Annotated in this window: 10 protein-coding genes and 3 pseudogenes; 10 read left to right on the top strand and 3 right to left on the bottom strand. The window is 63.3% G+C overall.

All coding sequences use genetic code 11. The annotated features are described in order from the left end of the window. Positions 1-2: 2 nt before the first annotated feature. Genes manD through U5O12_RS19165 form a run of 5 tightly spaced genes read left to right on the top strand, consistent with a single transcriptional unit; the run spans position 3 to position 5,528 of the window. Positions 3-1,214 carry a D-mannonate dehydratase ManD gene (manD, locus tag U5O12_RS19185; protein ID WP_322580187.1) on the top strand — a complete coding sequence of 404 codons (1,212 nt, stop codon included), beginning with the start codon at positions 3-5 and terminating at the stop codon, positions 1,212-1,214. Positions 1,215-1,222: 8 nt separating this feature from the next. Next, positions 1,223-2,731 carry a mannitol dehydrogenase family protein gene (locus U5O12_RS19180; RefSeq protein ID WP_322580186.1) on the top strand — a complete coding sequence of 503 codons (1,509 nt, stop codon included), beginning with the start codon at positions 1,223-1,225 and terminating at the stop codon, positions 2,729-2,731. Between the two features lie 32 nt (positions 2,732-2,763). Next, complete coding sequence (locus tag U5O12_RS19175) at positions 2,764-3,687, top strand: sugar kinase (RefSeq protein ID WP_416221530.1); 924 nt, start codon at positions 2,764-2,766, stop codon at positions 3,685-3,687. Between the two features lie 15 nt (positions 3,688-3,702). Beyond that, positions 3,703-4,710: a zinc-binding alcohol dehydrogenase family protein gene (locus U5O12_RS19170; protein ID WP_322580185.1), complete on the top strand. Its 1,008-nt coding sequence runs from the start codon at positions 3,703-3,705 to the stop codon at positions 4,708-4,710. Between the two features lie 5 nt (positions 4,711-4,715). After that, positions 4,716-5,528, top strand: coding sequence for a YceI family protein (locus U5O12_RS19165; RefSeq protein ID WP_322580184.1), 813 nt, complete (start codon positions 4,716-4,718; stop codon positions 5,526-5,528). Here the strand turns inward: U5O12_RS19165 and U5O12_RS19160 are convergent. The 3 genes and pseudogenes from U5O12_RS19160 to U5O12_RS19150 form a co-directional block, all read right to left on the bottom strand. Further along, positions 5,476-5,754: pseudogene (locus tag U5O12_RS19160) on the bottom strand (EAL domain-containing protein). The gene U5O12_RS19165 and the pseudogene U5O12_RS19160 sit on opposite strands and share 53 nt — an antisense overlap. Before the next feature lie 649 nt (positions 5,755-6,403). Further along, positions 6,404-6,769, bottom strand: a pseudogene (locus tag U5O12_RS19155) (SIP domain-containing protein). A 53-nt stretch (positions 6,770-6,822) separates the two neighbouring features. Continuing rightward, entirely contained in the window at positions 6,823-7,830 is a 1,008-nt protein-coding gene (locus U5O12_RS19150) for a siderophore-interacting protein (protein ID WP_322580183.1), read from the bottom strand. A gap of 2,791 nt (positions 7,831-10,621) precedes the next feature. On the opposite strand from U5O12_RS19150, the gene U5O12_RS19145 reads away from it, so the two are divergent. From U5O12_RS19145 to U5O12_RS19120, 5 genes and pseudogenes are all read left to right on the top strand, one after another. Then, complete coding sequence (locus tag U5O12_RS19145) at positions 10,622-10,804, top strand: hypothetical protein (protein ID WP_322580182.1); 183 nt, start codon at positions 10,622-10,624, stop codon at positions 10,802-10,804. A 112-nt stretch (positions 10,805-10,916) separates the two neighbouring features. Continuing rightward, the gene (locus tag U5O12_RS19140) at positions 10,917-11,066 is read left to right on the top strand and encodes a hypothetical protein (protein ID WP_322580181.1); all 150 of its coding nucleotides are present in this window, start codon (positions 10,917-10,919) and stop codon (positions 11,064-11,066) included. Between the two features lie 857 nt (positions 11,067-11,923). Beyond that, positions 11,924-12,578, top strand: a pseudogene (locus U5O12_RS19130) (DUF2271 domain-containing protein). Beyond that, on the top strand, positions 12,575-12,823 hold the full coding sequence (locus U5O12_RS19125; protein ID WP_322580178.1) for a hypothetical protein: 249 nt from the start codon (positions 12,575-12,577) through the stop codon (positions 12,821-12,823). The pseudogene U5O12_RS19130 and the gene U5O12_RS19125 overlap by 4 nt, the downstream one beginning before the upstream one ends. Before the next feature lie 9 nt (positions 12,824-12,832). Next, on the top strand, positions 12,833-13,088 hold a 256-nt coding region (locus tag U5O12_RS19120; protein ID WP_322580177.1), incomplete at its 3' end, for a hypothetical protein.

Raw genomic sequence — 13,088 nt, 5'->3', positions numbered from 1 at the left:
CCATGATAATCACCTCCGCCAAAGTCATCATCTGCGCGCCCAGCCGCAACTTTGTCACCCTCAAGATCGAGACCGACGAAGGCCTCACCGGCATCGGCGATGCCACGCTCAATGGCCGCGAGCTGGCCGTGGCCAGCTACCTCACCGAGCACGTCATCCCCTGCCTGATCGGGCGTGACCCGCAACAGATTGAAGACATCTGGCAGTACCTCTACAAGGGCGCCTACTGGCGCCGCGGCCCGGTCACCATGAGTGCGATTGCTGGCGTGGACACCGCCCTGTGGGACATCAAGGCCAAGGCCGCCAACATGCCGCTGTACCAACTGCTGGGCGGCAAGAGCCGCACGGGTGTGATGGTCTACGGCCACGCCAACGGCAAAGACATCACGCAAACCGTGGAAGAAGTGCTGCGCTACAAGGAGATGGGCTACAAGGCCATCCGCGCACAAAGCGGCGTGCCGGGCTTGGAGAAGGTGTACGGCGTGGGCCGCGGCACCATGTTCTACGAGCCGGCCGATGCCGACCTGCCCAGCGAACACGACTGGTCCACCGAAAAATACCTGCGCCATACGCCCGAGCTGTTCGACAAAGTGCGCGCTGCCGTGGGGCCGGACATTCACCTGCTGCACGATGTGCACCACCGCCTCACGCCCATCGAGGCGGGCCGCTTGGGCAAAGACCTGGAGCCCTACCGCCTGTTCTGGATGGAAGATGCGACGCCTGCCGAGAACCAGGAGGCCTTCCGCCTGATCCGCCAGCACACCACCACGCCGCTGGCGGTGGGCGAGATTTTCAACACCATCTGGGACTGCAAGGATCTGATCGAGAACCAGCTGATCGACTACATCCGCACCACCGTGGTCCACGCCGGTGGCATCACCCACCTGCGTCGCATTGCCGATTTGGCAGCGCTCTACCAGGTGCGCACCGGTTCGCACGGCGCCACCGATTTGTCGCCCGTGTGCATGGGTGCTGCGCTGAACTTTGACCTGTGGGTGCCCAACTTCGGCATTCAGGAGTACATGCGCCACACCGACGAAACGGACGCCGTGTTCCCTCACGCCTACAGCTTCAAGGACGGCTTCATGCACCCCGGCGAAGCCCCCGGCCATGGCGTGACCATTGACGAGGAACTGGCCGCCAAGTACCCCTACAAACGCGCCTACCTGCCGGTCAACCGCCTGCAGCACGACGGCACGCTGACCAACTGGTGATGGTGGCTATGACCCGATTGAATGACACCACGGTTGCAGCTCTGCCCGCCGCCGTGGCGCGCCCGGCCTATGACCGCAAGGCCCTGAAAACCGGCATCGTGCACCTGGGCATTGGCGCCTTTATGCGCGCCCACATGGCAGCGGCCACCGAGGCAGCGATTGCCGCGGGCGATTTGCGCTGGGGCATCACCGGCGTGTCGCTGCGCCAGCCTGACACGCGCGATGCCCTGGGCCCGCAGGACGGTCTCTACACGCTGGCCATCCGCGATGCGGACGCCAGCGGCCAGCCGCGCCAGCGCCTGCAAGTCATCGGTGCCGTGCAAGCGCTGTTGGTTGCGCCCGAGAACCCACAAGCCGTGCTGGATGCCATCGCCGCGCCGGACACCCGCATCGTGAGCCTGACAGTGACCGAAAAAGGCTACTGCCACGACCCGGCCACCGGCGCGCTGCGGCTGGACCACTCGGACATCGTGCACGACTTGGCGAACCCGCTGGTTCCCCGCTCTGCCATTGGCATGCTGGTCTACGGCTTGCAGCTGCGCCAGGCGCGCGGTCTGGGCCCGATCACGCTGATGTCGCTGGACAACCTGCCTGCCAACGGCCGCGTGCTACGGGCAGCAGTGCTGCGCTTTGCTGAAGAAATTGATAGCAGCCTGCGCACATGGATAGAGGGCCAGTGCTGTTTTCCATGCTCCATGGTGGACCGCATCGTGCCCAAAACCACTGATGCCGACCGCGAGACTGTGGGCGCGGCGCTGGGCTGCACGGACACATGGCCGGTACTGGGAGAGCCGTTCTTTGACTGGGCGATTGAAGACGAGTTTGCCGCCGACCGCCCCGACTGGCGACAAGGTGGCGCACGCTTTGTGCCCGATGCCGAACCGTTTGAAAAACTCAAGCTGCGCATGGTGAACGGCACCCACTCCAGCCTGGCCTACCTGGGTGCCATGGCGGGTTGGCAAACGGTGGACAAGGCGATTGGGCAGCCCGCCTTGCGCACGCACATCGAAGCGCTGATGCGCGACGAGATTGAGCCCACCTTGCCTGCCCTGCCCGGCCTGGATGTGGCCGCCTACCGCCATAACCTGCTGGCCCGCTACGCCAACCCAGCGCTGGCGCACCGCACCCACCAGATCGCGATGGATGGCTCGCAGAAGCTGCCACAGCGCCTTCTGGGCACGCTGCGCGACCGGCTGACACGTGGCCTGCCCATCACCCGCATGGCGCTGGGCTTGGCAGCCTGGATGCATTACCTGCGGGGTGAGGACGAACTGGGCCAGCGCTACCGCATTGACGACCCGCATGCGGACGCCCTCACCGCGCTGTACCAAACATCGATAGACCAAGGAGTGAGCACAGCAAGCGTGCACGCCATGCTGGCCTACGCGCCTGTGTTTGGCGATCTGGCGGGCAACGCGGCACTCACCGCCGCGCTGCTGCCTTTGCTGCAATCCCTGCAGTCACACGGCGTGGCCGCCACGCTGAGCGCGGTGAACCGCGGGGAGTTGGCAGCGTGAGCAACTTGGCAAACGCACTCGACGTGCTGTCCATGGGCGAGACCATGGCGCTGCTGGTGGCCCAAGAGCCCGGCCCACTGGCCGAGGTGCAGAGTTTCAGCAAACGCATTGCGGGGGCGGACACCAATGTGGCCATTGGCTTGGCCCGCCTGGGCTTCAAAGTAGGCTGGATAAGCCGCCTGGGGGCGGACTCTTTTGGCAGCTATGTGCGCAAGACGGTAGAGGCAGAGGGCGTGGACACATCCCAGGTGGAGATTGACACGCAGCGCTCCACCGGCTTCATGCTCAAGAGCCGCAGCGTGGACGGCAGCGACCCGGCCATTGAGTACTACCGCCGTGGCTCGGCCGCCAGCCAGCTTGGCAAAGCGCACCTGCCTACCGACTACGCCTTGCGCGCCCGGCATGTGCATGCCACGGGCATCACGCCCGCCTTGTCGCCCGCGGCCCGCGAGCTGGTGGCCCATGCCATGCAAACCCTGCGCGCTGCAGGCCGCAGCGTGTCGTTTGACCCCAACCTGCGCCCCAGCCTGTGGCCTGATGTGGCCACCATGCGCGACACCCTCAACGACCTGACCCGCCATGCGGATTGGGTGCTTCCGGGCATCAGCGAGGGCCAGCTGCTTACGGGTCAAACCACGCCAGCAGATATTGCCGCCTGGTACCTGGACCGGGGCGCCAAGGCCGTGGTCATCAAACAAGGTGCCGAGGGCGCCTACTTCCGCACGGCCACCGGCGAGCAAGGCCAAGTACCCGGCGTGCCGGTGCCCGTGGTGGTGGACACCGTGGGCGCGGGCGACGCGTTTGCCGTAGGCATCATCAGCGCGCAGCTCGAAGGCCTGACTTGGCCCCACGCTTTGCGCCGCGCCAACTGGATCGCCTCGCGCGCCCTGCAAGTGGTGGGCGACATGGAAGGCCTGCCCACACGCGCCGAATTGCGCGCACAAAATTTGGATTGAACGAAGGAACTCGACATGCTGACCGTTGTTTGCGAAACCCCCGGCACCCTGCGTGCCCACGACCGCCCCATGCCCGAGCGCGCGGCCAACGATGTGCTGCTGCGCGTCAAACGCGTAGGCGTGTGTGGCACCGACCTGCACATCTTCACTGGCAACCAGCCTTACCTGAGTTACCCCCGGGTGATGGGGCATGAGCTGTCCGGCGTGGTGGAAACCGCCCCTGCAGGTAGCGCGCTGAAAAACGGCGACACGGTGTACGTGATGCCCTACTTGTCTTGCGGCACCTGCATTGCCTGTCGGGCGGGCAAGACCAACTGCTGCACCCGCATCCAGGTGCTGGGTGTGCATACCGATGGCGCCTTCACCGAGTACCTGACCGTGCCCCAGCAGTTTGTGCACAAGGCCGAGGGCGTATCGCTGGACCAGGCCGCCATGGTGGAGTTCTTGTCAATTGGGGCACACGCAGTGCGCCGCAGCGGCGTGCAGGCCGGCCAACGGGTGCTGGTGGTAGGCGCCGGGCCGATCGGCATGGCGGCCATGATCTTTGCCCAGCTGCGCGGTGCCACCGTCACCGCGCTGGACGGGCGCCAGGACCGGCTGGACTTTTGCACCCAATCCCTGGGCGTGAAGGCCGGTGTGGCACTGGGCGACACCGATGAAGCACAACTGGCCGCACTGACCGACAACGAGTTTTTTGATGTGGTGTTTGACGCCACCGGCAACCCCAAGGCCATGGAGCGCGGCTTCAAGTTTGTGGCGCACGGTGGTAGCTATGTGCTGATCTCGGTGGTGGGCGCGAACATTACCTTCTCTGACCCCGAGTTTCACAAACGCGAAATGACCTTGATGGGCAGCCGCAACGCCACCGCCGAAGACTTTGAGACCGTGCTCAATGCCATGCGCGCCGGGCTGATTCCGCAGGCGCTGAACACGCACCGCCTGACCCTGGCCGAAGTGCCCACGAAGTTCCAGGACCTGCTGGACCCCAAGGCAGGTGTCATCAAGGCGATTGTGGAGTGCTGAACCACATGCGACGCCCTTGGTTGCACCATGCGCTGCTGGCGTGTGCCGCCATGCTGGTGGCTTGCACGTCTGCGCCCAACGGGCCTGCACCCAGCGCTGCGCCTGTGGCGCGCGCGTCAGTAGCACCATCCCCCATCGCCGAGTCGACCAAAACCTACCGCATTGACCCCACGGCCTCCACCCTGCACATTCTGGTCTACCGCGGCGGCCCCATGGCACGGCTGGGACACAACCATGTGGTGAGTTCGCAGAACCTGAGCGGTACTGTGTGGCAAGGCGCTGCACTGGGCGATGCCGGCTTTGATATCACCGTGCCGGTCAACGATTTGGTGGTGGACGACAACGCGGCACGCGCGGCGGAAGGCGAAGATTTTCCCCTCAACGTGAGTGAAGACGCCAAGCAAGGCACCAAGGCCAATATGCTGCGCGACACCTTGCTGGACGGCGCGCGGCACCCGGAGATTCGCATCACATCCGTGCAGATCCAGGGTGACTCCAAGACCCCACTGGTCACTGCCGCCCTGCGCATCCGCGACCAGACGCGCCCGATCACCCTGCCGGTGACGCTGCAAAGCACCGATGCTGGCCTGCGAATCAGCGGTGCTTTCGAGATCAAACAAACCGACTTTGGGATCACGCCACTGAGCATTGCCATGGGCGCGCTGCTGGTGGTCGACACGGTGAAGATTAAATTTACCCTGCTAGCGGCTGCCCTGACCAAGCACGGTGGGTTTCAAGGGTGTGTCACATCCATCGAAGAAGCATTCAGTTCCGCGATGGCGCAAACGCTGGTTTGGCAAACAGGTAGCCCTGCATGAGGTGGATGCCTGCGTCCTGCCTGAAATCACGCTCGCCCAGCGTCTCTATCCCTTCGGCAACCACCTGTATGTTCATGTCCTTGCATAGGGATACTGGGCTGCACTGATGGCTTGGCGAGGGCGGTTGGTGTCGACGTTGCGGATCGGGTCATGCCAATTTGATGAGGTCAGGTTGGAAGTCCGACAGCAGCTTCATGCCTGCATACCCCGCACCAAAATCGTCGATCGCGGTCTTGAAGCCGCAGCGTTTGTACTCGCGCAGGATGGAAGGAAAACCAGGGCCCCGTCCTCAATCCGCTCTCCTTCGGTCACTTCAAAGATGATCTGATCAAGCGGAAAGTTGTGGAGCTCGCCGCCTCCAAGGTGGTGCGGATACAGACCTCTGGCTTGGTAAATTGCGTTGTGGAAGAAAAGTTGATCGACACCGCGCTTCGCTGCCATGCCCAGCTACTGCCGCCCCCTTGATCGCCTTGACGCGACAAGACTGATCGAAGCAGTAGCGGTTGTGGTCGTTGACCTGCGACCAGCACCGTCATGAGCCCCCCTCGCCAACTGGGCCGCGAACCAGGGCCTCATGGGCAAAAACGTTGTAGATTCTCCAGGTCCACGATGGGCTGGTAGGCATATTCAAACTGGAAACCCAAGCGCTCGGCTTTTCCACAGTCCTCGCAATCCTGCGGCGTTCCATTGAGCGGCACAAAGTTGATAGGGAAAGACAGATTGACGAGGGCCGCGTGCGAGTTTGCATGCCCTGGATTGTCTACACATCGGTCCGGGAGTCAATGCTCAACAAGCGAGACGCCACAAGACTGCCGGGGGGTGTCGGCACGCGGTGGGGCGTTAGCGCGTCTGGATCGATTCGCCGCCCATTGCGCTCACGTGTCCAGCGACTCGTGGGTGTCCACGCTACCTTTGCGCCAGTAACTCGACGCTCGAATCCACAGAGGATTCGCAAGGCATTCGGAGGTCAGATAGGCGCGCAAAGCGGCTTGTGTGGACTCGCAACCGATCCAGGAATGGAACACGCCGGCCGGCATGGTGGTGCGACGCAGCACGTCCAGCAAGGGTAACGCAGCAGCCCCTGCGCTGCTGCGGTGTACCAGTGCGCATTCAGCGTAGCAGCGCTGGGCAGCGCAAGGTGGTCGTCCGGGCCATCGACTTCAATGAATACTTCGGCGTGCACCTGCGGGCAGCTCGGCCAGACGCCTGGCAATGGCGGGCAAGGCGGTGTCGTCGCCCATCAGCAAATGCCAGTCAAACCCGGTGGGCACGATGAGCGAACCACGCGGGCCGCCTACACCCAAGGTCTGCCCCACTTGCGCTTGCGCCGCCACTCCGTCAGCCCAGACCTGAGCTGGTGCAGGGCAAAGTCAATCTGCAGCGTGCGCGCCACGGGGTCAAAGTGGTGCGGCGTGTAGTCGCACATGGTGGGGCGTGCGCCCTCAGGCCAGACCGGGCCCTCGGCGCCGGCGGTGGGGATGGCCAGCACACCGGTCACCGGGTCGGGAAAAAAGACTTTGACGTGGTCGTCAAAGCCCAGGCTCACAAAACCCGCCAGTGCTTCGCCGGCCAAGGTGATGCGTACCAGGTGTGGCGTCAGGCGCTCCACACGGTTCACGATCAACTGACGAAAGCGCGAAGGGCGAAGCGCACGCGCTGGGCGAGCAGTTCGGGCCTGGCCTCGAGGGAGGAAGGGCATAGACAAGGTAGACATCAGATTTTCTCCAGTTCTTGGGCTGCGTGGTCCAACACGGCGGCAAAGGCATTGGCTTGGTCTGGCGTTAGCGCTTCGCGCGACAGGCGCATGCGCATGGCCAGCTTCAGGGATTTCAATCGCGCGCATCACCTGCGGCGGCCGGCCACCACGGGCACCGGCGCCGTCTACGCCACCGTTCAGGCGTGCCAACATGGCGTCGGTCAGCGCGCGGTTCTCTTCCAGAAAGGCCTTGCCCGCGTCAGTGATGGCGTAGCGTTTGCGGCCACCGGCTTCGGCGCTTTCGCCTTGCAGGTAGCCCTGCTCTTCCAGCAGCGTCAGCGTGGGGTAGACCGTGCCCGGGCTGGGGCTGTAGCTGCCGCCCAGGCGGTCAACTGCGCGTTGTCGAAGTTTGATCAGTTCGTAGCCGTGGCTGGGCTTGTCGCTGATGAGTTGCAGCAGCACAAGCGCAGGCCGCCGTGGCTGAATGCGGCCACCGCCGCGACCGCTGCGGCCATGCATCTCGTCATATGCCTGCAACACCGCCCATGCCGTCGCCGTGCTCGCTAGGACATGGCGGTAGCTGAAGTGGGGGTGGTGGTGTCGCATATGTTTTTCCTTTTTTGATGCAATTATGATATATCTAAATTGATTCTAAATAAAGTCAAAACCTAGTCTTTACACACCTTTTACGGTAGATGCTGGGGGGTGCCGCAGCGGCTGCGAAGATCCTTATCCTCGTGTTCACTCAGCGCAACCTGTGGGAGCCTTGGATGAAGAAATCAGCAACTGCATTGGCATGGCTGCTTGCCACCGGCTCCGGGCATAGCCGCGGCGGCCCACTGCCCTGCCACTGGGCGACGGCAAGCTGTCACAGGCGCCCAAAGTAGGCTGGATCTGGACCTGCCATACCAACCCACGGGCAGGCGGCGCCCGGCGTGTCCGGGCGTGGATCAACCTGACCGGGAACCTATGGGTGGACTATCGCGCGCGGGCCGAACGGGCCGCACGCCACCTGCGGCAGTCGCGAAGTCGAACCGCGCTACGACACCGCTACGCCGCATCAAATATGCATAAAAACCATCTAACCCCCCGTAGGATAAGCGCAATACGCTACTAAATTCGTAGCAATCCTATGGCATTGCTGTACGAGCACGGGTGCATCGGGACGTCCGTGCGACTGCACATTAGCGCCGGTCGACGCCCTACTCTTCCATCACTTTCGAGGGATCTGCCACCGCGCATGGCAGACCGATAGTGGGGTGGGCTGTAAAAAAATCTCAAGGCCAAGACAAGGCTTTTCTTTGGTGTACCATCGCCGACAATATAAATGCGAATCGTTCTTAATATCAATTAGAGGACATTTTCGCGGCCGCGATTTCCCCAGGAACCCACGCAAGGCACAGGCAACAGCCCTCAGCGTATCGCGGCACCACCAGTTCATAACAGGAGTGACGTCGATGGAATTTTTCGCAACCGCCCGGAAACACGTGTACACAAACTGCGCTTGATGCCATCGCCCAGGCAGCGCCTGTTGAGCGACGGCCATCCAGGCAGCCCTGATGGCGGCACTGCCCGCCGCCGCGTGGGCACAGTCCGCCGAGGAACCGGTGCCGGCCAGCACCGTACCTTCCCTGAAGCAGGTGGAAGTGACCGCCGAGAGCGAGCCCACCCACCGCCAGCCCGGCGCCAGCACCACGTTGGATGGAGACCAACTGGAACAGGCCCAGGGCATGGACGACGTGGTCCGCTATGAACCCGCTGAGTGTCGGCGCCAGGTGTGGCCACGGGGGGCAGCCGCAGCAAGAGCAGTTTCGACCGCGGCGGCACCACGGGCTACAATATCCGCGGGGTCGAGGGCAACCGGATCGGCCTGGACATCGACGGCGTCGAACTGCCGGCCGCGGGCAGCCGGCCCTATGTGAGCCGGGTCGGTGTCAACACCGCGGGCATCGGGCGCGACTTCATCGACCCCGAGATGTACATGGGGGTGCAGATCGACTCCGGTACCACCCGGCGCGTCGCACGGCGGGGGGCATCGGCGGTGCCGTCGGATTCCGCAGCAAGGCGCCGGAGTACTACCTTCAGGGAGGCCGAACGTCCTATTTCAACAGCAAGCTCAGTTATGACTCGGCCGACCGTTCGTGGAATGAGAGCGTCACGGCTGCCGGCCGGTCGGGTGACTACGATGGGCTGATCGCCTATTCCCGTCGCGACGGACACGCGGTGAGCAACAACAGCAGCACGGTGGAGAGCTACCCCAACGACTGGCACTCGGATGCCTTGCTGCTCAAGGGCGGGGTGCAGGTGAGCGCCGATCACTCGGCCTTGTGCTGTCGGCCGACATCTACCGGCGTGAGAACCAGGGCGAGTACATGGTTGGGACAATGCGCGCACGGCGTTCAGCGAAAGCTCCCGGCAGGACAGCACCACCGAGCGCAACACCCTGCAACTCAGTCGCACCATTGGACACCCGCGCAGTGCAGTGCGGCGGACCGGGCTGGAGACGCGGCTGCACCTGCAGGAACCATCCGCACCAAGCGACGTAACGGACACGAAAACCGCTCATCGGGTGGCGCCGTGAGCGCACAACGTGTCGGGCACCGAAGACCCAGGGCTGGGGCGTGTCCAGCCTCGGTCGAGAAGCGCTTCGGACGACCACAAACTCGAGCGCGGGCTTCAGTAACGGCTCGATCCAGGACTTGGAGCAACCTTGGGGCGTGAGCTGGCTACATGAAACCCCAGCCGGACACCACCATCTACGCGCCAAGAACTCTTCAAGTGCAGGACGAAATCAACTTTGCAGCGTCGGGAGGCAGGCGCCTGGCCGCTGATCGCCGGGCACTTCGCGTGGACCGCGTGGAGATCGCAGTCGCGCAACCTGCAGGAATTTGCTGTCGGAGTTCGGCCTGTCACTAGGCGGGCGCGCACACGCCTATACGGCACCCCTTTGGTGAAGCAGCTGTCATCGTCAGTCCCGAGTCTGAGCCCTGGTCTATGACCTGACACCGCAGGACTCAGTGCCTATGCGCACCTACAAGCGCGGCGGACGCACCTCCTCCGGCGGGTGAGTTCTACGGCTCCTGGAATGCGAACGGCAGCTAGCAGCGCCACATCTGTATCGGACCTGATCGGCAACCGCGACCTGAAGCCCGAGACCAGTAACACCGTGGACATGGGGCTCAAGGGCTCACCGATCAACGGGCGTGACGCCTCAATACCTCGGTGTTCTATACCAAGTACAAAGAGAACTTCATTGCCTACACGCGCTACACCCGCGCCGCGAGCCCTGTCCTTCGAAATTTACCAACGTGCCCAGCAACATCACCATCATTTACCAGGCCGAGAACCGGGACGCGGCCACTATCTATGGCTTCGAACATCAGCAGCCGCCTGGAACATGGTGTGTGGTCGCCCGCGCCTGCAGGGGCTCTACAGCACCTGGGCGGTGGGCGTGAGCAAAGGCACTTCCAAGTCTTACTACTACGGCGACAAGGATGTCGAGCTCGACAGCGTGCAACGCGGCCAAGGCCGTGATCGGCGTGGGCTTACGATGCTCCCCAGAAAAAGGCTTGGGGCCTGAACCTGATCAGGCACCTTTCGTGCGCTGCCAAGCAGGCGGTCTGCCCGACCAACCGCGAAGCCTATAACAGCTGCAGGTACAGCGTTGACCGACACCCCGACCGTGTTCTTCAATGTGCCGGGCTACTCTCGTCTTTGACCTGGGCGGCTACTGGCAGATCAACAAGACCTGGCGCATGAACGCCGGCATCAACAATCTGGGCGACATGCGCTACTGGGACTACGCCAGCGCGCGCAACCTGCAGCTCGCCGTGGCCGCGTGACCTGCTACGACCTGGAGCTGACCGACCAACACCGGAGCGGACCTACACTGTTTCACTGGTCGCCACTTTCTGAAACCCCATCCGTATTTTTTCAAGGAGAATTCCGCTGACATGCCCTGTCCTCATCTTTGACACCCATCGTTCAACCCTCGCCGACCGCCATGGCCGTGGCGGCGCCGTCGCCCTGTTACTGTGTGCCTGCACCGCACCCCAGGCACCGTGGCGCAGCGGCCCCGGCCAGCGGCCCGCTGGCGGCCATGGCTTATCCGCCTTCCTAGGCAGCTACGACGGCAACCGCGATGGCGTGGTGACCCGCGCCGAGTACGACGCCATTCGCACGCAACGCTTTCGAAGTCCGGCGACACCAACCGCGATGGCGTCCTGAATGAGGCCGAGTACGTGGCCGAGTTTGAGCTGCGCCTCAAGCAGCAGTATTTGGACCAGAAGGCCGTCAGCCCGATAAAGCCTATGAAAACAGCATCAAACAGGCCCACGTGCCGCTTTTGCCATCCTGGACCGTAACCGCGATGGCCAACCTGTCGCGTGCAGGAGGAACCTGGCCGATTGCGGACAGGACCTTCAAGGCCGCCGATACCAGCATGGCGACGGTCGTTGTGTCGCGGGAGGACCCGCCGGCCGAGAGCTCAACGTCGACTTGGCGGCAACACCACACCAGTGACCGCGGCGCACTGAGCCCCCCTGTCCCGCATGCGTGGCCTGGAGGCATGCGTTTAGCACTGCGGCGCTGGCTTGCGCTGGCAGTGCAACGCGCTGGCCGCATGCCGCTGCCTTGACCGTGGAGCTGACCCTGCCCGTCGCGTACAGGTGGCCGCGGCTTATGAGCGTCCTATCTGGCGGTGTGGATAGAAAACCGGGCTCAGGACCAGTCGGTGGCCGCCACGCTGGCCGTCTGGTACGACCAGCACCTGCGCAACAATCTGGGCAAGATGTGGCTGCGCAATTTGCGCACCTGGGCGCAAGGCCGGTGAAGCCATGGAGCTGCCCGCCGACGGTGTGAGCGGCGCCACACGCGTGGCTGGCAAGCACGTACTGCGCTTCGATGCCACCCAGGCCAATCTGGCCAAGCTGCCTGCAGGGGACTACAACGTGGCAGTCGAAGTGGCCCGTGAACAAGGCGGGCGTGAACTCGTCCGCGCGCCGCTGCACTGGCAGGGTCTGTCGGCGCAGGCCGGCACCTCCGCCCACACCGGCCCAGGCACAGGGCAGCGTGGAACTCGACGAGCTGGTGGTACGGGTGCTGCCGTGAACGAACACGGGCAAGCAGTTGCCCTCTCCAATCAAAACTCCGGCTGGCCATGGATGCGCAATCGGGCCGCCATCATCTATTTCTACTTTTCAAATGAGGATGTCATGAACCTGTCTACCGTAATGAAGCGGCCTTACCTTGGCCTGCTGGGAACTGTGCTTGTGTTGTTGTCTGCAGGCGCACAAGCGCACATGCCCTACATGCTGCCAAACTACTTTGACATCAGCACACGCAACTACCTTTGACGGTCGGTAGCTTCGTTCAGCGATGCGCTTTTGTGCCCGATGTGGCCATGAAGTCCGATGCCTACGCCGTCATCACGCCCAGTGGTGAGCGCCTGCCGCTCACCCAGATCCAATATCTCAAGGATCTGGCCACCTTCGAGTGGCGACCCGCAGCCCGGTGTCTACCGCATTACCAGTGGCGAGCGCCTCGGGCGCAAGGCCCGCATGTGGCTGCAAGCGGATGGCGTCTGGAAATTCGTGGATGAGCGCGAAGCGTGGCACCTGGGATCAAGGTAGTGGATGTGCAAAGCGTCACCACGGCCGACGTCTATGTGACCCGTGGCAAGGCCAACCGCACTGCACTCACGCCCAGCGGAAAAAAGGCGTGGAACTCAGCCTGCAAACGCTGCGCACGAAATCGTTGCGAAGCAGTCTGCCAAGGCCGACGCGTGCTGTTTGGGGGCAAGGCGCTAGCCGACGTAAGCGTGGATTTCTTCCGGGGTTCGCTGGAAGGAGCAATACGTAACTGGC

The organism is Rhodoferax sp. (genome assembly GCF_034519335.1).
In the GTDB taxonomy this organism is placed as follows: domain Bacteria; phylum Pseudomonadota; class Gammaproteobacteria; order Burkholderiales; family Burkholderiaceae_C; genus Allorhodoferax.
The sequence above is the reverse complement of the archived record's forward strand: the minus strand, read 5'-3'. Positions and strand labels throughout refer to the sequence as shown.

Bases quoted from the DNA above. Each gene is read 5' to 3' on its own strand.
- manD (WP_322580187.1), top strand. From the start codon at position 3: ATGATAATCACCTCCGCCAAAGTCATCATCTGCGCGCCCAGCCGCAAC.
- U5O12_RS19180 (WP_322580186.1), top strand. From the start codon at position 1,223: ATGACCCGATTGAATGACACCACGGTTGCAGCTCTGCCCGCCGCCGTG.
- U5O12_RS19175 (WP_416221530.1), top strand. From the start codon at position 2,764: ATGGGCGAGACCATGGCGCTGCTGGTGGCCCAAGAGCCCGGCCCACTG.
- U5O12_RS19170 (WP_322580185.1), top strand. From the start codon at position 3,703: ATGCTGACCGTTGTTTGCGAAACCCCCGGCACCCTGCGTGCCCACGAC.
- U5O12_RS19165 (WP_322580184.1), top strand. From the start codon at position 4,716: ATGCGACGCCCTTGGTTGCACCATGCGCTGCTGGCGTGTGCCGCCATG.
- U5O12_RS19150 (WP_322580183.1), bottom strand. From the start codon at position 7,830: ATGCGACACCACCACCCCCACTTCAGCTACCGCCATGTCCTAGCGAGC.
- U5O12_RS19145 (WP_322580182.1), top strand. From the start codon at position 10,622: ATGGTGTGTGGTCGCCCGCGCCTGCAGGGGCTCTACAGCACCTGGGCG.
- U5O12_RS19140 (WP_322580181.1), top strand. From the start codon at position 10,917: ATGTGCCGGGCTACTCTCGTCTTTGACCTGGGCGGCTACTGGCAGATC.